The organism is Nocardia caishijiensis NBRC 108228 (assembly GCF_001612825.1).
Classification (GTDB): Bacteria; Actinomycetota; Actinomycetes; order Mycobacteriales; family Mycobacteriaceae; genus Nocardia; species Nocardia caishijiensis.
Window position 1 is genome coordinate 1 of the sequence record NZ_BDBE01000034.1, and the last position, 19,492, is coordinate 19,492.

The 19,492-nt window shown below is 69.3% G+C and carries 21 protein-coding genes; 8 read left to right on the forward strand and 13 right to left on the reverse strand.

Features of this window, described 5'->3' with window-relative positions; translation table 11 throughout:
- Positions 1-55 precede the first annotated feature (55 nt).
- The 9 genes from NC7_RS30225 to NC7_RS18270 all read right to left on the reverse strand — a co-directional run bounded on the left by NC7_RS30225 (position 56) and on the right by NC7_RS18270 (position 7,923).
- Positions 56-1,081, reverse strand: a complete 1,026-nt coding sequence (locus tag NC7_RS30225; protein WP_067984739.1) for a putative RNA methyltransferase — start codon at positions 1,079-1,081, stop codon at positions 56-58.
- Positions 1,078-1,245 (reverse strand): DUF3117 domain-containing protein, encoded by a 168-nt coding sequence (locus NC7_RS28600; protein ID WP_011211259.1) that lies wholly within the window; start codon positions 1,243-1,245, stop codon positions 1,078-1,080. Before NC7_RS28600 ends, NC7_RS30225 begins: the two co-directional genes overlap by 4 nt.
- Positions 1,246-1,327: 82 nt before the next feature.
- On the reverse strand, positions 1,328-1,960 hold the full coding sequence (locus NC7_RS18240; RefSeq protein ID WP_067984740.1) for a DNA-3-methyladenine glycosylase I: 633 nt from the start codon (positions 1,958-1,960) through the stop codon (positions 1,328-1,330).
- Positions 1,957-2,277 carry a DivIVA domain-containing protein gene (locus NC7_RS18245; RefSeq protein ID WP_067984742.1) on the reverse strand — a complete coding sequence of 107 codons (321 nt, stop codon included), beginning with the start codon at positions 2,275-2,277 and terminating at the stop codon, positions 1,957-1,959. Before NC7_RS18245 ends, NC7_RS18240 begins: the two co-directional genes overlap by 4 nt.
- 67 nt (positions 2,278-2,344) lie before the next feature.
- Positions 2,345-3,481, reverse strand: coding sequence for an Mrp/NBP35 family ATP-binding protein (locus NC7_RS18250; protein WP_067984744.1), 1,137 nt, complete (start codon positions 3,479-3,481; stop codon positions 2,345-2,347).
- 51 nt (positions 3,482-3,532) lie between these two features.
- The gene (locus tag NC7_RS18255) at positions 3,533-4,393 is read right to left on the reverse strand and encodes a lytic transglycosylase domain-containing protein (protein WP_067984746.1); all 861 of its coding nucleotides are present in this window, start codon (positions 4,391-4,393) and stop codon (positions 3,533-3,535) included.
- A gap of 66 nt (positions 4,394-4,459) precedes the next feature.
- Positions 4,460-5,842 (reverse strand): lytic murein transglycosylase, encoded by a 1,383-nt coding sequence (locus NC7_RS18260; RefSeq protein ID WP_067984747.1) that lies wholly within the window; start codon positions 5,840-5,842, stop codon positions 4,460-4,462.
- Positions 5,843-5,960: 118 nt separating this feature from the next.
- Positions 5,961-6,524, reverse strand: a complete 564-nt coding sequence (locus tag NC7_RS18265) for a DUF1003 domain-containing protein (protein WP_067984748.1) — start codon at positions 6,522-6,524, stop codon at positions 5,961-5,963.
- 70 nt (positions 6,525-6,594) lie between these two features.
- Positions 6,595-7,923 carry a magnesium transporter MgtE N-terminal domain-containing protein gene (locus NC7_RS18270; RefSeq protein WP_084458585.1) on the reverse strand — a complete coding sequence of 443 codons (1,329 nt, stop codon included), beginning with the start codon at positions 7,921-7,923 and terminating at the stop codon, positions 6,595-6,597.
- A 33-nt stretch (positions 7,924-7,956) separates the two neighbouring features.
- Here NC7_RS18270 and NC7_RS18275 point away from each other — a divergent pair, with 33 nt between their 5' ends.
- From NC7_RS18275 to NC7_RS18285, 3 genes are read left to right on the forward strand one after another with little or no spacing between them, the layout of a single operon-like run.
- Positions 7,957-8,913, forward strand: coding sequence for an HpcH/HpaI aldolase/citrate lyase family protein (locus tag NC7_RS18275; protein WP_067984749.1), 957 nt, complete (start codon positions 7,957-7,959; stop codon positions 8,911-8,913).
- A 12-nt stretch (positions 8,914-8,925) separates the two neighbouring features.
- A complete protein-coding gene (locus tag NC7_RS18280; RefSeq protein ID WP_067984750.1) occupies positions 8,926-9,420 on the forward strand; it encodes a YflT domain-containing protein in 495 nt (164 codons plus the stop codon).
- A gap of 4 nt (positions 9,421-9,424) precedes the next feature.
- Positions 9,425-10,006, forward strand: a complete 582-nt coding sequence (locus NC7_RS18285; RefSeq protein WP_174550242.1) for a suppressor of fused domain protein — start codon at positions 9,425-9,427, stop codon at positions 10,004-10,006.
- Here the strand turns inward: NC7_RS18285 and NC7_RS18290 are convergent.
- The gene (locus NC7_RS18290) at positions 10,003-11,082 is read right to left on the reverse strand and encodes a magnesium and cobalt transport protein CorA (protein WP_067984751.1); all 1,080 of its coding nucleotides are present in this window, start codon (positions 11,080-11,082) and stop codon (positions 10,003-10,005) included. The two genes, NC7_RS18285 and NC7_RS18290, sit on opposite strands and share 4 nt — an antisense overlap.
- 65 nt (positions 11,083-11,147) lie before the next feature.
- On the opposite strand from NC7_RS18290, the gene NC7_RS18295 reads away from it, so the two are divergent.
- The 4 genes from NC7_RS18295 to NC7_RS18310 all read left to right on the forward strand — a co-directional run bounded on the left by NC7_RS18295 (position 11,148) and on the right by NC7_RS18310 (position 15,501).
- Positions 11,148-12,002, forward strand: a complete 855-nt coding sequence (locus tag NC7_RS18295) for a PHP domain-containing protein (RefSeq protein WP_067984752.1) — start codon at positions 11,148-11,150, stop codon at positions 12,000-12,002.
- Positions 11,999-12,265, forward strand: coding sequence for a hypothetical protein (locus tag NC7_RS18300; RefSeq protein ID WP_067984754.1), 267 nt, complete (start codon positions 11,999-12,001; stop codon positions 12,263-12,265). The genes NC7_RS18295 and NC7_RS18300 overlap by 4 nt, the downstream gene beginning before the upstream one ends.
- Before the next feature lie 51 nt (positions 12,266-12,316).
- Positions 12,317-13,852: an FAD-dependent oxidoreductase gene (locus tag NC7_RS18305; protein WP_067984756.1), complete on the forward strand. Its 1,536-nt coding sequence runs from the start codon at positions 12,317-12,319 to the stop codon at positions 13,850-13,852.
- A 428-nt stretch (positions 13,853-14,280) separates the two neighbouring features.
- Positions 14,281-15,501, forward strand: coding sequence for an NAD(P)-dependent malic enzyme (locus NC7_RS18310; protein WP_067984758.1), 1,221 nt, complete (start codon positions 14,281-14,283; stop codon positions 15,499-15,501).
- A gap of 60 nt (positions 15,502-15,561) precedes the next feature.
- Here the strand turns inward: NC7_RS18310 and NC7_RS18315 are convergent, their stop codons facing one another.
- Together NC7_RS18315 and NC7_RS18320 are read right to left on the reverse strand one after the other, a co-directional pair.
- Complete coding sequence (locus tag NC7_RS18315) at positions 15,562-17,811, reverse strand: N-6 DNA methylase (RefSeq protein ID WP_067984760.1); 2,250 nt, start codon at positions 17,809-17,811, stop codon at positions 15,562-15,564.
- Entirely contained in the window at positions 17,808-18,020 is a 213-nt protein-coding gene (locus tag NC7_RS18320; protein WP_067984762.1) for a hypothetical protein, read from the reverse strand. The genes NC7_RS18315 and NC7_RS18320 overlap by 4 nt, the downstream gene beginning before the upstream one ends.
- A gap of 283 nt (positions 18,021-18,303) precedes the next feature.
- Here NC7_RS18320 and NC7_RS18325 point away from each other — a divergent pair, with 283 nt between their 5' ends.
- Positions 18,304-18,513 (forward strand): hypothetical protein, encoded by a 210-nt coding sequence (locus tag NC7_RS18325; protein ID WP_067984763.1) that lies wholly within the window; start codon positions 18,304-18,306, stop codon positions 18,511-18,513.
- Positions 18,514-18,530: 17 nt separating this feature from the next.
- Here NC7_RS18325 and NC7_RS18330 read toward each other — a convergent pair whose 3' ends face one another.
- Positions 18,531-19,451 (reverse strand): ABC transporter substrate-binding protein, encoded by a 921-nt coding sequence (locus NC7_RS18330; protein WP_236573476.1) that lies wholly within the window; start codon positions 19,449-19,451, stop codon positions 18,531-18,533.
- Positions 19,452-19,492: the final 41 nt, after the last annotated feature.

Here is a 19,492-nt window from a genome sequence, read left to right on the forward strand (position 1 = left end):
AAAAATACAGTCCAATACCTTTGTGGTGCACAAAACACCGAGGCGTTAGCCGCCCTCAGCCAACGGGTGCGTACGTCGCGACGGTGACCGAAGCGGTCACCTGGGTGAAGTCAGCGAGCGCGGCGATCCGCGGGTCGTCGGCCGGAGTGCCGTGGAATGCCGACGGACCCATCGCAACCACATTGGTCACGTCCGCGCGCGACAATTTCATGGGAAATTCGACCAGGGTGTGATCGGTGCGAGTGAAGGTCCCGGACAGGGCGTCCTCGAGCCGTCGGTCCTTGTCGGGGTCGACGCGGACCATACCCAGCGGCTCGATCAGCTCGCCCAGGTGGCGCGAGGTAGGCGTAACGACGACGAAGCGTCCGCCGGGACCGAGCACCCGCGCGACCTCGGCGGGATTGCGCGGGGCGAAGACCGACAGCACCCCGTTGAGGGCGCCGTCGCGGATCGGAAGACCGCGCCAGGCGTCGGCGAGGATCGAGGCGAGCCGGGGGTGCGCACGAGCCGCACGGCGGGCAGCAGGCTTGGCGACATCGAGGGCGATGCCGAGGGTGCGGGGGTGCGCGTCGAGTAGCTGGGCCAGGTAATACCCGGTACCCGCACCGATCTCCAACACAGCCCCGCCTGCGCGTCCGATCGCGTCTCGCGGTGTAGTCGAGCCCCCCGGCGACCCGGTGTTGACCGGCAAGCCGGGTTTGTCTGGCGATGCGGCGCTGTCCGGCGGTGTGGTGTCGTCCGGCGATGTGGCGCTGCCCGACGGCCGTACGCCACTAACCGGACCCGAGTAGGGCACATGTGACGTGTGTTCGGGCTCGGCAACGAAGCCGAAGGCTTGGGCGACCGCCGCCGCGATGGGGGCGAAGTGTCCCGCACCCTGGAACGCGGCGCGGGCATCGAGCATGGCGGCGGTGTCGCCGGTCATCTTGGTCGATGCGCCGGTCAGGAGGCCCACGTAACCCTGGCGGGCGATGTCGAAGCTGTGCCGGTTGCCGCACCGTAGTGCGGCGGCGTCGGGCTGCAGGGTGTCGCCGCACTCCGGGCAGGCCAGGAGTGCGGCGACCTCGGTCAGGGCTGTCAGCTGGTGACGCTCTTCAGTTCGTCACCGAGGGCCGCGGCCTCGTCCGGTGTGAGTTCGACGACCAAACGCCCGCCACCCTCGAGTGGAACCCGCATGACGATTCCACGACCTTCCTTGGTTGCCTCGAGGGGACCGTCCCCGGTACGGGGCTTCATGGCCGCCATCCTCTGCTCCCTCCAGATCTGCGCGGTGGAGTGCGCACTACTGTTCTCTGGTCCGCCGGGTGTTCGGCGGGCCACACCGGTCCTATTCTTCCCTATTGCCGACTCGGGCGGACACCTGAGTAGCAAATCTGACTCCGGAGTCGGTTCCTTTCGGTACGGCTTGCACCCAGCAAACGGCCAGGTGATCGTCCACCATGCCGGTTGCCTGCATCAGCGCGTATGCCGTGGTCGGGCCGACGAAAGCGAAGCCTCGGCGCTTCAATTCCTTTGCCAGAGCAATGGATTCGGGTGTGGTGGCGGGCACATCCGCGATGGTCGCGGGCCTCGGGCGTGGCTCGGGTGCGAACGACCACACCAGTTCGTCGAGCCCGATCGGCAGGTCGCGAGCAACCCGGGCGTTGGCGATGGCCGCGTCGATCTTGGCGCGATTGCGGACGATGCCCGGGTCGGTGAGCAGCCGGGCGCGGTCGGCGTCGTCGAATTCGGCGACGGCGGCGATCTCGAAGTTCGCGAACGCGGCGCGGAACGCCGGTCGTTTGCGGAGGATGGTGATCCAGGACAGCCCCGATTGGAACGCCTCGAGGCAGAGGCGTTCGAACATGGCGTCGTCACCGTGCAGGGGCTTGCCCCATTCGTGGTCGTGGTAGTCGCGGTAGAGCTGGGAGCCGGTGGACCAGTCGCAGCGGATCAGCCCGTCGTCGACGAGCTCGTTCACCGGTGTTCCTGCCCGGCGCTCACCTGCGCCTGCCACTGCCGCACCTGCGCCAGCTCGAACTCGAGCTCGTCGATGCGCTCGGCCAACCGCTGCAACGCCCAGTCGACCTCACCGGCCTTGTAGCCGCGCACCACCTGCTGAAACCGCAACGCCCGCACGTCCGCGCCGGTGAGCCCCTCGGCGGGCAGCACAGTGGCGGTGGTCCCCTGCGGCAACGGACCCAGCTCCTCCGACCGCCCGAACACCGCACTGGCGAGCAGGAACAACATCGCCGCGACCAACCCGACGATGAGTACGTACAGAAGCAGCGTCAGCATGATCCAAGCCTAGAGAAACACACCGACAAGTCCCGAATCAGTGATACGGGAGCTGTCGGTTCAGCTGTCACAGGTGGCGAGTGGTGTCGATGCCGAGCGACATGCCCGCCAGACCCCGCTTGCGCACCGCGAGCTTGTCGGCCACACCACGCAGCGCGACGGCGGCCGGGTTCTCCGGGTCCGCGAGCACGATCGGCGTGCCCGCGTCGCCGCCTTCGCGCAGAGCCTGTTCGATCGGGATCTGGCCGAGCAGCGGCACGGTCGAGCCGACGGCGCGGGTGAGGCGGTCGGCGACCACCTGGCCACCGCCGGACCCGTAGAGCTCCATGCGCGAGCCGTCGGGCAGGTCGAGCCACGACATGTTCTCCACGACGCCCGCGATCCGCTGACGCGTCTGCAGGGCGATGGCGCCCGCGCGCTCGGCCACCTCGGCGGCGGCGATCTGCGGGGTGGTGACGACGAGGATCTCGGCGCTCGGGATCAGCTGGGCGATGGAGATGGCCACATCGCCGGTGCCGGGCGGCAGGTCGAGCAGCAGCACGTCCAGATCGCCCCAGAACACATCGGCCAGGAACTGCTGCAGCGCGCGGTGCAGCATCGGACCGCGCCACACCACGGGCGTGTTGCCCTGGGTGAACTGCGCGATCGAGATCATCTTCACGTCGTGGGCGATGGGCGGCATGATCATCCGCTCCACCTGGGTCGGCTTGGCGTCGGTGCCGAGCATGCGCGGGATGGAGTGGCCGTAGATGTCGGCGTCGAGCACACCCACCGACAGGCCGCGCTCGGCGAGGGCCACGGCCAGGTTGGCGGTGACGCTGGACTTGCCGACGCCACCCTTGCCCGAGGCCACCGCGTACACGCGGGTGAGCGAACCGGGCTGGGCGAACGGGATCACCGGCTCGGCGGAGTCGCCACGCAGCGACTTGCGCAGTTCGGTGCGCTGTTCGTCGCTCATCACGTCGAGGTCGACGGTCACCGCACCGGCACCCGGCACGTCGGCGACGGCCTTGGTGACGCGCTGGACGATCTCGGTGCGCAGCGGGCAGCCGGAGGTGGTGAGGTACACCTCCACGTGCACGTCACCGCTGTCGGCGATGGCGATGCTCTTGACCATGCCGAGCTCGGTGATCGGCTTGCGGATCTCCGGATCGTCGACCTTCGCGAGCGCCGCCCGCACATCCGCTTCCGTAATCACTGCCATATGTCCGATATTAGGCTGCACCGGTTTCCCGGCCGGGTGTGGGGCGCGCGCTCAGTGGATGCGCGGGAGGTCCTGCGGCTTGGGGGCGAGGCCGCTGGAGTAGGAACCCGACCACGCCATCACATTGGCGACGTAGGCCATGGAGTTGTTGTAGCGCAGGATGGCCTTGGACTGCTGGGACAGGTCGCGCATGTTCAGGCCGCCGTCGCACAGGTACTTGCCTGCGGTGAGGGCGGCGTCGTAGAGGTTCTGCGGGTCGGCGATGCCGTCGGCATTGCCGTCGGCGGCGTAGCGCTCCCAGGTTTCGGGGAGGAACTGCATGGGGCCGATGGCGCGGTCGTAGCCGCCGATGCCGTCGAGGGCGCCGCCGTCGCTGTCGTGGATGACGTTGTTGCCCGACAGACTGCCGTCGAGGACGGGACCGTAGACGGCCTTGATCGGGTTGCCGTCGGCGTCGGCTTTGCCGAAGGCGTGCGTGGATTCGACCCGGCCGATACCGGCGAGCAGCGACCACGACATGCCGCAGTGCGGATTCTCCACGGCCAGTTGCTGTTCGGCGGCCTGGTAGGCGGCGACGGCGATGCCGGGGATGCCGAGGGGCCCGGCGGGCAGGTCCGAGGCGATCCGATCACCGGACAGCGCAACGGTTTTCACCTCGGGGGTGGCCGACCGCGACTGCTTGGCCTCGGCGTGGACGACCTCGGCGACCTCCGCCTGCGGTGCCGCGGCGAATTCGGGGCCGGTGTCGGCGTCGAGTTCGGGCAGATCGTGCTCCACGGCCGCCATTTCGGCGGTGGTCGTGTCGGTGGCGGCGGCGGTGACGGCCACGAGTCCGGCGGGAACCAGACCGGTGAGCGCGATGATCGAACTACGTCGAACCGTCGTTGCAGGCTGTTTACGATGACGACCCATGAGCCGAGATTACCGCACCCGAGACCTTTTTGTTACCCCTCCGTGATCTGAATTTCGGTTTGATTTCTAGGGCGCGGGCGGAGCGGGCGGCAGCGGGATGACGATGTTGAACGGCAACGTGATTCCGGGCTGCGGCGTCGGTGCCGGAGCGGCGGGCGGCGCGGGCTCCTCGGTGGGCGCGATACCGGGCTCCGGCGTCTTCTCGGGCGCGGGTGCGGGCGTCTCGACCGGTGCGGGGGCGGGCTGTTCGGCGGGCGCGCACGCCGCCTGCTGGTTCCGTTCGCCCGGTGCGACAGCGGGATCCCGCGGCGCCGAGTTCTGTTGTGCCGGGTCCGGTTGCGCCTCGGCGCCGAACGTCTGCGGTGCGGGCGCGACCGGGTTCGGCATCTGCGCGGGCAACGGCTCGTCCACGCACACCTCGGGCGCGACGGGCGCGGGGCAGAAGATGCCGCAGGGAATCGGCGGCAGGCCGGGCAGCGTGATCATCACCTGGGTGGGCGTGGTGACCTTCGGTGTGTCGGGCGGTAATTGGTTAGTCGTCGACGGCGGCGCCGCGGTGACGGGCGCGTCGGCGGCCAGCACGTTCGGCGCGACGGTCGGCGCGCTGCCCGGCGGAATGATGTCGGGCGAGATCGTCACCTGGCTCGGCGCGCCGCCGGTGCGGTAGGCCGCCGACCAGCTCAGGACGTTGGCCGCGTAGGACATCGAGTTGTTGTAGCGCAGCACCGCGCGCAGTTCCTGTGCGGAGTCGCGCAGGTCGAGCCCACCCGAGCAGAGGTACTTGGCCGCGCCGAGGGCGGCGTCGAAGACGTTGTGCGGGTCGGCGGCACCGTCGCCGTTGCCGTCGGCCGAGTAGTGAGCCCACGTGCTCGGCAGGAACTGCATGGGCCCGACGGCGCGCACGTAACCGCCGTCGGCTTCCTTGATGATCTCGTTGCCCGGCAGGGTGCCGTCGAGCGCGGGCCCGAAGATGGGGGTGGTCGTGGTGCCCGCGGCGTCGGTGCGCCCGCTGCTGGCATGACCCGATTCGATGCGGCCGATGCCCGCCAGCAGGTTCCAGGTGAGCCCGCAGCCGGGTTGCGCGGTCTGCATGGCCAGTTCGGCATTGCGATAGGCGGCGAGCACGATCTCGGGGATGCCGAGTGTGCCGCTGCCCGGTGGCAGTGAGATCGATTGCAGCGGAACAGTTCCCGCGAAGGGTGCGAGGGTGTTGGCGGAGGGGCTCAGCGCGCGCAGTTTGCGCGGTGCCTCCTGTGTCACCGGTAGCAGACCGACGATCTCTGAGGGATCGCTCTCGGCGGTGGCGTCGGCCGTGGTCTGGTTCGCGGCGAGCAGGGCCTCCGGCGCGGTCGGCGCGGTGCTCGGGTTCGACGAATGCGCGGCCGACCCGGACGCGACGAGTCCCGCGACGACAAGGGCCGACATGGTTATCGGAGCAGAGATTCGCATTGCGGCCACACCAACCCTTTACGTCGAAGCAGCGGCGCCGCAGAGTCCCCCCTCCGGCCCGCCCGGAACAACGTGATCCAGGTTACCCATCGGTCAGGTACTTGTTGAGCATTTCCGGTCACTCATCTGGAGCACCAGGCGAAACCGGGGCCGGAGACGGCGTTTGACCGGAGGTTTTCTTGCGGGAGCCTTTTCGCTTTGTGTCGGTTCTCGGCGCGCCGTCGAGCATTTCCTTGATCTCCTCCAACTCGCGCCGGAGGTAGTCACGGGTGGCGACGTCGCCGACGGCCAGGCGCAGCGCCGCCAGCTCACGGGCGAGGAATTCGGTGTCGGCCTTGGTCTGCGCGGCGCGGGTGCGGTCCTCCTCCAGGGAGACCTTGTCGCGGTTGTCCTGCCGGTTCTGGGCGAGCAGGATCAGCGGCGCCGCATAGGCCGCCTGGGTGGAGAAGGCCAGGTTGAGCAGGATGAACGGGTACGGGTCCCAGCGCAGCGCCACCACGAACACATTGAGCACGATCCAGACGATGACGATGATGGTCTGGATCGCCAGGTAGCGCCCGGTGCCGAGGAACCGGGCGACCTTCTCGCTGCTGCGCGCGAACGCCTCGGAGTCCCAGTCGAGCCGTAATCGCGACCCGACCGGGGTCTCCAGCCGCTGCCTGGCCGGGTTCTTCTCGCTCACGCTGATTCCTTTCCGCGTGCTCGGGCGCCCTGCGTGGTGACGCGAGCTGCCTCCCGCGGGCGCTGACCTCTCACGCGGTGTCCTTCCGACCGGTGACGCCGTCGGTGTCGAGCGGCCTCGGTTCGGTCTGTTCCAGCGGGGGTGTCTCCTCTTCGCGCCAGTCCTCGGGCAGCAGGTGGTCGAGGACGTCGTCGACGGTGACGGCCCCGAGCAGGTGGTTCTCGTCGTCGATCACCGGCCCGCACACCAGGTTGTAGGTGGCGAAGTAGCGGGTCACCGCCGACAGCGGCAGGTCGGGGGTGAGGGCGGCCAGGTCGGTGTCGACGATGCCGCCGACCAGGTGCGCGGGCGGTTCGCGCAGCAGTTGCTGGATGTGCACACAGCCCAGGTAGGAGCCGGTCGGGGTGGCCGTCGGCGGGCGAACGACGAAGGCCATCGACGCCAGCGCGGGGGTGAGATCGGGGTCGCGCACCCTGGCCAGCGCCTCGGCGACCGTCGTCGACGGGCTCAGCACCACCGGTTTCGGTGTCATCAGGCCGCCCGCCGTGTCGGGGGAGTGGGCGAGCAGCCTACGCACCGGTTCGGACTCCTCCGGGTCCATCAGGGCCAGCAGCGATTCGGCTTCGCTCTCGGGCAGCTCGCCCAGCAGGTCGGCGGCGTCGTCGGGGTCCATCGCCTCGAGCACGTCGGCGGCGCGGCGCACCTCGAGGTGGCCGAGCAGGTCGACCTGGTCGTCGTCGGGCAGCTCCTGCACCACGTCGGCGAGGCGTTCGTCATCGAGGGCGACGGCCACTTCCACGCGGCGTTTCTCGGGCAGTTCGCGCAGCCGGTTGGCCACGTCGGCGGCGCGCAGGCCCTCGAACTGGGCGAGCAGCGCGGTGACGTCCTGACCCGGCCTGCCGACGGCGGCCGGGGTCAGGCCGCTCACCGAGGACCAGTCGACCACGTGGACGGTTCGCCTGCGTCCGAGGCGCCGGTGCCCGCGCACCGCGACCCGGCCGACCACCCAGTCCCGGGTCCGGGTCTGCTCGATGCCGAGATCGGCGACGAATACGTCCACGTCCTCCAGATCGGGCAGATCCGGGTCGTGCACGTGCACCCGGGTGTCGACGACCTGGGCCAGGGCGAGCAATTCGCCCGCGCGCTGGGCGAATCGGCGCAGGCTCACAGTGCCGGTGTTGAGCGTCACCACGCCGGGCTCGATCGCGGTGACGCGCAGCATCGGAACGAAAATCCTTCGCCGCGTCGGCAATTCGACAACCAGACCGTGAACTCGCGGCGGCTGACGCCCGTACCGGACGGCCACGACCACATCACGGACCCGGCCGATAGACTCCCCGTCCGGACCAAGCACCGTCAGCCCCGCGAGCCGGGCGACGTACACCCTGGTGGTTGCCATGACCCTCAGGCTAGTAGTAAGGAGCGCACCCGGATGAAGCCCCGCCGTTCGGTGCTCGCCGTGCCAGGCAGTAGCCAGAAGATGATCCACAAGGCGATGGGTCTGCCCGTCGACGAGGTCTTCCTCGATCTGGAGGACGCGGTCGCCCCCGAGGCCAAGGTGTCGGCGCGCGCCAATATCGTGGCCGCGCTGAACGAACCGGGTTGGGGCGAGCAGTTGCGGGTGGTCCGGGTCAACGACTGGACGACCGAATGGACCTACGCCGATGTCATCACGGTGGTGGAGGGCGCGGGTCGCGAACTCGACGCGATCCTGCTGCCCAAGGTCACCGACGCGGGCCAGGTGCGCGCACTCGACCTGCTGCTGACCCAACTCGAGAAGGCGTGCGGGCTCGAGGTCGGCCGCATCGGCATCGAACCGCAGCTCGAAAACGCCATGGGGCTGCGCAATATCGACGAGATCGCCACCGCGAGCCCGCGCGTGCAGGCCCTGGTCTTCGGTCCCGCCGACTTCATGGCCAGCCTCAACATGCGCACCCTCGTCGTCGGCGAACAGCCGCCCGGTTACGACACCGGCGATGCCTACCACCACATCCTGATGACCATCCTGCTCACCGCCCGCGCCCACGGATTGCAGGCCATCGACGGCCCCTACCTGCAGGTTCGTGACGTGGACGGTTTCCGTCGGGCCGCCGGACGCACCGCCGCGCTCGGCTTCGACGGCAAATGGGTGCTGCACCCGGACCAGATCGACGCGGCCAACGAGATCTTCAGCCCGCGCCAGGAGGACTACGACCGCGCCGAATTGATTCTCGAGGCCTACGCCTTCCACACCTCGGCCGCCGGTGGTGCTCGTGGCGCGGTGATGCTCGGCAATGAGATGATCGACGAAGCCTCCGCCAAGATGGCGCAGGTCATCGCCGAGAAGGGCCGGGCCGCCGGAATGAGCAGGACCACCCGTTTCACTCCGCCACAACCGGGCCAGGAATAGCAGAATGGGACTATGACGAATCCCTTGGGCAACTCGAACCGCGGGCGGCAGGCGTTGCCGACGCCGCCGTCGGGCTGGCCGGTCGGGTCGTATCCGACCTACGCCGAGGCGCAGCGCGCGGTCGATCACCTGGCCGACAACCAGTTCCCGGTGCAGGACATGACCATCGTCGGTGTCGACCTGATGCAGGTGGAGCGGGTGCTCTACCGGCTCACCTGGGGCAAGGTCATCGGCGGTGGCGTGGTGTCGGGCGCGTGGCTCGGCCTGTTCCTCGGCCTGCTGCTGAGCCTGTTCACCACCACCGGTGGGGCGCTGGGTCCGCTGGTCGTCGGTCTGCTCGGCGGCATCGTCTTCGGTGTCATCACCACCTCCATCCCGTACGCGGCGACCAAGGGGCAGCGCGATTTCGCGTCGACCATGCAGTTGGTCGCCGGTCGCTACGACGTGCTGTGCGACCCCAAGACGGCCGAACGCGCCCGCGACATGCTGGCCCGATTGGCGCTGTGACGCAATGGATGTGGTGAATTCGGTGCGCACGGCGGTGCTCGGCCACTACGAGGTCGAGCGCGCCGGGGTCGACTCCGCGTCGGTGACGTTCCTCGGGCTCGAGCCGATCGAGATCCTGCGCATCCCCGGCGACGGGGTGGTGCACTACGCGACGCTCGGCGGTTCACGGCACCCGATGGGTGACCCGGCCGATCTGCTCGCCGACCCGGTCCGTGGCCCCCGCGCCGAACTCGTGCTCACCCTGCTGGCCGCTGCCGGACCGCAGGCGGGTCTGGTCCGCTCGCTCGGCGTGCTCGTCGCCACCCCGTCGGTGGAAGGTGTTGTGCTGCAAGCCGACGCGCTGCTCGACCTCGGTGAACCGTTGTGGCACAACGGGCCGTTCACCGCGGTGCTGCTCGGCGAGAGCGACGTGCCGGAGATCGCGCTGCCGGAACCGGCCGAACCGGTGCGCTACCTCAGCGTCACCCCGGTGACCGCCACCGAAGCAGCCTGGGTGCGGGTGCGCGGCGCGCAGGCATTGCGTGAGGCCTGGGCCGAGGCGGGCATCGATGTGCGTGATCCCGGTCGCGGCGCGGTGAATCTCTAGAGCCACTTGTTGCGGCGGAAACTGCGGAACAACAGCGCGCACAGCACCGCCATCACCACGAGCACCGCCGGATACGCCCACCGCTGGTGCAGTTCCCACATGTAGTCGAAGTTCATGCCGTACACGCCCGCGATCATGGTCGGCACCGCCGCCATGGCGGCGTAGGCCGAGATCTTGCGCATGTCGGTGTTCTGCTGAACGCTGATCTTGGCCAGAGCGGCGTTGACCAGGCTGCTCAGCGCCTCGTCGAAGTAGGCGATCTGCTCGGTGACGCTCACGTGGTGATCGGCGACATCGCGCATGTAGCGCCGGAATTCGGTCGGCACCGGCAGAGCCTGGTTGGTCACCAACCGTTCCAGCGGGATGCCGAGCGGCGTCACCGCCCGGCGCAACTCCACGACCTCGCGTTTGAGCTGATAGATCGATTCGATGCCCACCTTGGAGTCCGGCGTGAACACCGCCTCCTCCATCTCGTTGACGTCCTCCTCGATCGATTCGGTTGTGTCCACATACGAATCGACCACGTGATCGGCCACGGCGTGCAGCACCGACGGCGGACCCATCCGCAGCTGGTCGGGCTGGCCCTCGAGTTCGCGACGCACGCCCGCGAGACCGGTGTGTTCGCCGTGGCGCACGGTGATCGCGAAATGCGGTCCGGTGAAGACCATGATGTCGCCGGTCTCCACGATCTCGCTGACGGCGTGCATGTCGTGTTCCACATAGCTGACCGTGCGCATCACCAGGAACAACGTGTCGTCGTAGCGTTCGAGCTTGGGACGTTGCCTGCCGACCACGGCGTCCTCGACGGCCAGCGGGTGCAGCCCGAAGATCTGGGCGATGTCGTTCATCTGCGTCTCGTCGGGATCGTGCACGCCGACCCAGACGAAACCCGAGTCGGTTCCGCGCGCCTCCGCGAGCGCCTGCTGCGGGGTGAAGCGGCCCGGCAGCCGCTTGCCGTCGACGTAGACGCCGCAGTCGACGATGGCCCGGGCGGTCGGCACCGGAACCCGTGGCCGCGCGGTTGTCGCGGTGCGACCCGCCTTGTGGAAATTCGGCAGCGACGGGAAGGAGGGCACACCCGGATGTTACGGGCAGGTCGACGATCGCACGTCGGTCGACACCGCACTGTAAGACTGAGGGTGTGCGCATCGACCTGCATACCCATTCCACCGCCTCCGACGGCACCGACACCCCGGCCGAGTTGGTCCGCAACGCCGCCGCGGCGGGTTTGGACGTCGTCGCGATCACCGACCACGACACCACCGGCGGGTGGGCCGAGGCCGAGGCGGCGCGTCCGCCGGGTCTCACCCTGGTGCGCGGGATGGAGATGTCGTGTACGGGCATGGGGGAGGACGGGTTTCCCGTCCCGGTGCATCTGCTGGCCTATCTGTTCGATCCCACCGATCGCGGTTTCGCCGAGGAACGGGAGCGGTTGCGGGCCGAGCGCATCGCGCGGGTGCGGGCCATGGCCGAGCTGATGGTGGCCGACGGCCTGCCGATCGACCCGGAGGCGGTGCTGGCCGGGGCTGGTCCCGCGGCGGGTCGGCCGCATCTGGCGCGAGCCCTGGTCGCGGCGGGGGTGGTGGCCAGTGTCGACGCCGCGTTCGTCGACCTGCTCGCCCCGCACGGCCCCTACTACGCGGAGAAGGTCGACACTCCGTTGCCGCGCGCGGTGCGGCTGGTCGCCGACGCGGGCGGGGTGAGCGTGCTCGCCCACGTGCGGGCCCGCAAACGCGGCAGGCTCCTCGCGCTCGACGAGATCAGGAACCTGGCCGCCCTCGGACTCACCGGCCTCGAGATCGATCACCCCGATCACAGCGCTGCCGACCGAGGGGTGCTCACCGACCTGTCCGACGAACTCGGCCTGCTGCGCACCGGGTCGTCGGACTACCACGGCAGCAACAAGACCATCGAGATCGGCGCCTGCCACACCGATCCCGACCAGTTCGAGGCGCTGATCGGCAAGGCGAGCGGGGTTGCGGTGATCTCCTCGTGACGGCGGTCCGCACGCTGAGCGGGGTCGTCGCGGGTGGGGTCGTCGTGCTGCTGTGTGTGGTGATCGGCGCCGCGCTGATCGGTGCGCGCCGCGACTTTCCCGGGCCGGGCGGTGAATCGTTGACGTGGCATGTGCTGGCGGCCGTGGTCGTCGTCGGGGCGCAGATCGTCGCGGATCGGCGGCGGGGGGCGGCGGCTGTGACCGGGTCGGCCGTCGTGTTCGTGACGACCGGTGCCCTGCTGTGGACACAGTGGTGGGGATGACAGTTCGCTAATGGTTGCGGAAGGGTGAACTGTGCCCGAATATCTCTCAGTATGGGCAACCTGGAGACGGATGTTCTGATTCTCGGCGGCGGACCCGCCGGGCTCTGGGCCGCCGTTTCCTCGGCCGCGCACGGCGCGCGGGTGGTGCTGGTCGACAAGGGCCGCTGTGGTTCGAGCGGGCCGGGGGTGTACGGCGCGACCACGATCTGGGACATCCCGCCGGGTCAGGCGCGGGCCGAAGCCGTCGAGCGCGCGCTGGTGCGCGGCGGTGGGCTCGGTGATCCGGCGTGGCTGCACCGCGTCATCGACGAGGCGCACGAGCGACTGGCGAACTGGTCGGGCAGGCAGGTCGCCGATCCGCGACGGATCCGGTTCGAGGGCGCGAGCTATCTGCGCAGGTTGCGGCGCGGCGCGCTCGAGTCGGGTGTGCGCATTTTCGATCACCACCCCGCGCTGCACCTGCTCGTCGACCGCGCAGGTCGGGTCGTCGGTGCCTCGGGGGTGCGGCGCCACAACAACTTTCAGCGCTGGACGATCCGTGCGGGCGCCGTTGTCCTCGCCACCGGTGGGTGCGCGTTCGGGTCCGGTGGCGCGGGCACCGAGGTGAACACCGGCGACGGCCTGCTGATGGCCGCCGAGACCGGCGCCGAGCTGTCCGGCATGGAATTCTCCAGTGCTTACGGCCTCGCCCCGGTCCTCGCCCGTGTGCATCCCCATCGGAGCATCGCCAGTGGGCTCGCGGTGCGCTTCGCCACGTTCTACGACGAATCCGGCGCCGAGCTGTCGGGACGTACTGCGGCGGCGCTGAGCGCCATCGCCGACGGCAGGCGGGTCTTCGCCGCGCTCGACGACGTACCCGAGGCGGTCGGGCACTGGCTGCGCAGGCAGGGCGCGGTCGACGCAGCCGGGCGGGTGCCGGTGCGCGCGGTGCTCGACGGCACCGTGCGTGGGTCCGGCGGACTCGCCCTCGCCGGCGCCGACTGCGCGACCACCGTGCCCGGGCTCTTCGCCGCCGGTGGCGTCGCCGCGCGTGAGGTCGTCGCCGGGGCCGCCGGATGCTCGGACGGGCTGCGCGGGGCGTGGGCGCTCGCTTCGGGCAGCTGGGCGGGTGAGGGTGCTGCTCGCGCGGCCACCGCGGGCGGCGAGGTGGTCGTGCCGACGGCACCCGCCGCCGGACTCGGCCCCCGCGCCCACATCGACCCGCGTTCGGTGGTCGGACTCGTCCAGGAACACACCCTGCCGTTGCGCCGCAGTTTCCGGCGCAGCGCGGGCAGCCTCACCGACAGCATCGCCGAACTCGACGCGATGTGGCCCGGCGCCCGGTTCGAGCTCGGCGGCACCGGCGCCGAGCGACTACGTGCCCGCGAGGCCGCCGCCCTGCTCGCCGTCGCTCGCTGGGCCGGGCACAGCGCCCTCGTCCGTACCGAGAGCCGGGGCATCCACCGGCGCATCGACCACCCCGACGTGCTGGCTCAGTGGCGGGTCCGGGTGCGCTGTGGTGGGGTCGACGAGGTCTGGGTACGCCCGGAGCAGCGGCCCGATCCACGTGGTGGCGAGCTCACCGCGAGCACCACCGCCACGGTGTGACTGTTCACCGGGCACCCCTGCGGTGCTGCGAGTTTTCCCTAACTCCACGGCAATTCGACACGGCTACGCTCGACGGATGACGCCCAGCCCGTTGACACGCCGCACCGGTTTGGCAACCGGTCGGCCGGACTGGCAGAATGGTGCGAATTCCCTTCCCTTGCCACCGCCGGGTTCGGGGATTGTGGAGACCGTCCGCGTCGCGACGCACCGTCGTGGCCGAAGGTCGACCCGTTCGCTCGCCCGGACCACCCGTCCGGCTCCGCTCCGCGGTTCAGTGTCGCGCCCCGCATTCCGGTTCCCGTCGGAAACGCGGGCGGTCGCGCACCCGATGAGCGTCATGTAACCCGTATTCCAGATAAACCCGGCTTCCAGAAAAACCCGGCGGTAACCGTCCCCCGGTTGAGCCCGACTCGAGCAGGAGTGAAATCGTGTCACCTGTGACTGACGCACCGAATGCCACCGCGGCGCCCCAGGCCGATGACGCAGCCAGCCTCGCTGCTATCACCAACGAGGAGATCTTCGCCGGTCACCTCGGCGGCAAACTGTCGGTCGAGCTCAGCGCGCCGCTCGAGACCCAGCGCGACCTGTCGATCGCCTACACCCCCGGCGTCGCGCAGGTGAGCCGCGCGATCGCCGAGGACGCCGCCCTCACCAAGACCTACACGTGGACCGATCGCCTCGTCGTCGTCGTCAGCGACGGCACCGCCGTGCTCGGCCTCGGTGACATCGGCCCGCGCGCCTCGCTGCCCGTGATGGAGGGCAAGGCCGCGCTGTTCAAGAAGTTCGCCGGTCTCAACTCGATCCCGCTGGTGCTCGACACCACCGACCCCGACGAGATCGTCGAGACCCTGATCCGTCTGCGCCCCAGCTTCGGTGCGGTGAACCTGGAAGACATCTCGGCACCGCGCTGCTTCGAGATCGAGCGCCGCGTCATCGAGGCGCTGGACTGCCCCGTCATGCACGACGACCAGCACGGCACCGCCATCGTGGTGCTCGCCGCCCTCAAGGGTGCTGCCGCGCAGCAGGGTCGGGACATGTCGGCGCTGAAGGTCGTCGTCTCCGGTGCCGGTGCCGCGGGTGTGGCCTGCGCCGACATCCTGCTCGCCGCCGGTGTGCCCGACGTGGTCGTGCTCGACTCCAAGGGTATCGTCAGCGTCGGCCGTGACGGCCTCAACGGCGTGAAGGCCGACCTGGCCGCCCGCAGCAACCCCCGCGGCCTCACCGGTGGTGCCGCCGAGGCCCTGGCCGGAGCCGATGTGTTCCTCGGCCTGTCCGCGGGCACCATTCCCGAGGAGCTCATCGCCTCGATGGCACCGCGGTCGATCGTGTTCGCCATGTCGAACCCCGACCCGGAGATCCACCCCGAGGTGGCCGCCAAGTACGCCGCCATCGTGGCCACCGGCCGCAGCGACTTCCCGAACCAGATCAACAACGTCCTCGCCTTCCCCGGCGTCTTCAAGGGCGCGCTGGACGCGGGCGCTCGCCGCATCACCGAGGGCATGAAGGTGGCCGCCGCCGACGCGATCTTCAATGTCGTGGCAGGCGAACTCGCCGTCGACCGCATCATCCCGAGCCCGCTCGACCCCCGCGTGGCACCCGCCGTCGCCGAGGCCGTTGCCGAGGCCGCCCGTCGCGAGGGCGTCGCCTAGCACCGAACAACCGACAGCGCCCCGTTCCCCTTCGGAGCGGGGCGCTGTCGTGTCTCCGTCTCAGGGGATACCGGCGGTGACCGCGCCGGAGAGCAGACCGTCGGCGAGGTGCTCGCGTGCCTTTCGCGCCGCTGTGAGGGCGGCGTGCAACGTGGTGATCTGGTCGTCGATCGCCTGCATCGCCTCGGCGATCGCGCGCTGGTCGGCGATCGGTGGCACGACGACCGGAAGTTTCGCGAGCTGTTCGGCGCCGAGCGAGTGCACGACCGTACCGGCGGAGTGACTGCGCATCCATGCCATCACCTCCGCGCTGCCGAGAACGATGCGCAGGAACCGAGGGTCGAACTCGTCGGAGTCGTAGGGACGCAGGCGGATCAGGTTCGAACCGAGCAGGTAGCCCTGATGCTGCGCGTCGACGATGACCGGTCGGCCGAGCGACCCCGTGCGGACGATCAGCACGTCGTCGGCCATGACGGTGTACCGCTGCATGCGGCGTGCGATGTCGTCGCGGACACCGTCGGCGTCATCGTGCACGATGCCCGCCTCGGTCAGATGCTTGTTGCTGATGACCCGCACACCCGAGGGACAGCGGTTGGCCGCGGCGAGATTCTTCGGCGTCGGTCCCGATCGCAGATCGCACAGACGATCGAGTTGCTCGGTTTTCCAGTTCGCCGGTAGCGACGGCTGCAATCGCACCGCCGACAGCCGCTTTCCGACGGCGTGTGCGCGACCGACCGCCATCAGGACGTCGTGCTGCACCTGGCGCGCCCGCGCGAGCAGGTCCTTCGGCGCGGGCGTCGGAGTGGACCGCAGGTAGAGGGCGGGTTCGAGCGCGTCGTCGAACTGCTCGATTCGGTCACCCGTCACCGAGATGCCCTGCCAGGGCGTCTCCGCGCCGCCGACCCGTTCACTCGGGCCGTGGACGTAGCGCACGATGTCGTCGACGACCTCGCGTGGCAGGCGGTGTCGCCCGGTCGCGGTGCGTTCTCCGGCCTGTCGGGCGACGACGAAGCGCACGGGCGCGGTGGCCGGGCTACGGAGAACCCAGATCGCCGCGGGCAGGTCGGTGGGCCGGAAGAGCCTGTCCGGCAACGAGATCACAGCGTGTACGACACCTGCACGCACCATGGCCTTCCGGATCTCGCGGTCGGCCGTGTTGGTGGATTGACCGGCTTTGGCGGGCATCAGGACCGCCGCGAAACCGCCGGGCTCGAGCACCGACACGGCCAGCTGCAACCAGGCGTAATTGCCGTTGCGCTGCGGGGGAGTGCCATAGCTCCACCGCAGCTCCCCGGCGGCGTCGTCGAGCGTTTCGTTGAACGGCGGGTTGGTGACCACGGCGGTGGCGAACGGGTGATTCAGCCGGGACCAGGGAGAGGACCCGGTCGACACCGTGGTCGGGCGGCCGGTGGTCCCCAGGCTGAGACCGGCCAACCGGGCCAGTTGCGGGTCGGCCGCGCGCGCTTCGATCGAGACTTCGGCCTGACCGAGGAATTCCAGTGCGGCGTGCAGCAACTCGCCACCGCGAACGTTCGGGTCGTATAGCGTCACCGGACCACTGCTCACCGCCCCGACCGCGCAACCAGCCATCAACCGGCTGACCGCCGCCGGTGCCACGTACCGGGTCGGGCCGAGTTCGGCTTGCGCGTCGAACTGCTCGACCAGCACTCGGGCGGCCACCGGGCCGAGCGTGCGGGCGAGGTCGAGCGCGGCGCGCAGGTGCTGAGTCTGCGGCGGCCGCATCGTTCGGAGATCGGACGACAGATGCGCCGAGATGCCCCGGCGCTGGCCCGCCTTGTCGAGCTGATCGCAGACATTCGACCACAGCTGCGGCAACGGCCCGTCCGTGACCGCTGTCGACAGCGCCGTCGGGTCGGTGGTGTTCAGGAAGGTCAGGGCCAGCGCCGCCATCGGCAGGAAGCCAGGACCGGAACCCGAGCGCGGCCACTGGCGCAGTTGCGCGATCAAGGCGTTCGCGTTCGCGGGTTCCCCGGCCGAGCTGCTCGGGGCCGAGGTGACAGTCGACGGGCGGGTCCGGTGAGCGGCCGACCGGCGTAGTCGGTCGCCGTAGGTGGTGCCGACCGGTTCGTCCTCTAGCAGCTTGTGCTTCCCGATCTTGCGGCCGTCGAGCCAGGTCAGGAGTTCGTCGAGATCGTAGAACTGGGCCCCGCGTTCGTCGGTGCCGACCGGTTCGGGAAAGTCGGGGTGACGGTTGCTCCACACCTTGAACGTCGACTTGTCGACCAGCAGCATCTCGGCGAGTTCGGCCCGATTCACCAGCTGGGAAGCCGCTCGGTCGTTGTCGCTCACCGGCGAGTACCGCCGCGGCGCAGAATCGCACCGCCCGCCCGGATGCCGCTGCGCAGCTCGGGCAGCAGGGACTTCGCGCCTTCGCGGCGACGGGCGTCGGAGTGTAGGGCCGCGACCAGCGCGATGACGCAGTAGGTCAGCAGGGGCAGCACGTAGCAGAAGAAGAGAAGTGTGGCGATGGTCGTGCCGAAGGTCGACACCTGGGACATTGGGGGCTCCCTCTCTCGGGTGACTTGAACCCTACTGGCAGACCCCGTGCTTATCCAGTCCATGGCTTGACAGTCAGGAGCAGCTAAACCCTCTGACTAGATACTTCATCGTCTACCATAGACGCATGTCAACCCGGCTGACCTCGCGCGAAGCGTGGTCTCTCTACTCCCGTCAAGGATCTTCCTGAGGTAGCGCATAGGCAATGCGCTGATGACTCGGTTGGTCATCCCGCACGCGCATGAGCGGAGATACCCGTTTACGACCACGTGGGATCATGAGGGGATGAAAACGATCACCGTGCACCTACCCGACGAGATCGAAGCCCAGTTGATCGCCGCGGCCGAGGCCGACGGTATCGCGGTGAACGCGGTCGTCGTCCAGGCGGTACAGGATTGGATCCACGCGCACGCCCAGCGAGCTCGGGAACGGGCGAGGATGCGCGAGGTGGTGGCGGGCGATCCGCATCTGCGCGCGCTGCTCGGCGACGACTGACGCTCGGTCGCGCGGCGCTAGGCGATCGGTGTATCGAGGCCGCGGGCGGTGAGCCAGGCGAGCGCGGCGGCCTTCGGTTCGATCTTGGCGGTGCCAGAGACGGCGGTGTTGAGGGAAATCAGTTCCTCGGTGGTGAGTTCGGCCGAAACCGCGTCGAGGACGGCGACCGCCTTGTCGGTCTTCTTCGCGGAGTGGAACAGCGGGACGACATTCTGGGCGGCGAAATTGTTCGCGGGGTCGGTGAGGACCACGAGGTCGTTCTGGATGATCGCCGGTGAGGTGGTGTAGATATCGGCGGCGGTGACCCGGCCCTCGATCAGGGCCCGCACCGTCTCCGGTTCGTCGGCGATCGCGACGAAATTCCGCGTGCTGATATCGAGGCCGTAGTTCTTGCGTAATCCGGGTAGGCCCCCGGGCCGCTCGACGAATTCGGGTTTGGCGGCGAAGATCGTCTCCGCCGAATGCGGCGCGAGGTCGGCGATGGTGGTCAGGTTCCAGCGTTGCGCGGTCGCGCGGGTGACGACGACCGCGTCGGAACTCTGTCCCGGAGCGGGGGTGGCGATGGCGAGGTCGTCGCCGAGCGCGCTGGTCAGCGCGGTGTCCACCTCGGTGGGGGTGGTCGCGGTGGTGTCTTTGTTCAAGTAGCGCAGCAGGTTTCCGGTGTATTCGGGAACCAGGGAGACCACGCACCGGCGGACAGCTGGCAGATACGACTCGCGGTTGCCGAGGTCGAATTTCGTCGCCACCTTGAAACCATTGATCCGCAGCACCTCGGTGTAGATGGTCGCCACGGTCTCGGACTCGGGGAAATCGGCCGAGCCGACGATCAATTCGTCGCTGGCGCAATCGCCGCGGGCCATCTGCTGATCGGAGTCGGCGCACGATGCCACGACCATGGCGGCGGCCAGTGCCACCGCGGCGGCCAGAATCCGCGCCATCCGCGCCGCCATGCGGTGTGCCGGTCGACATTGTCGGTGTG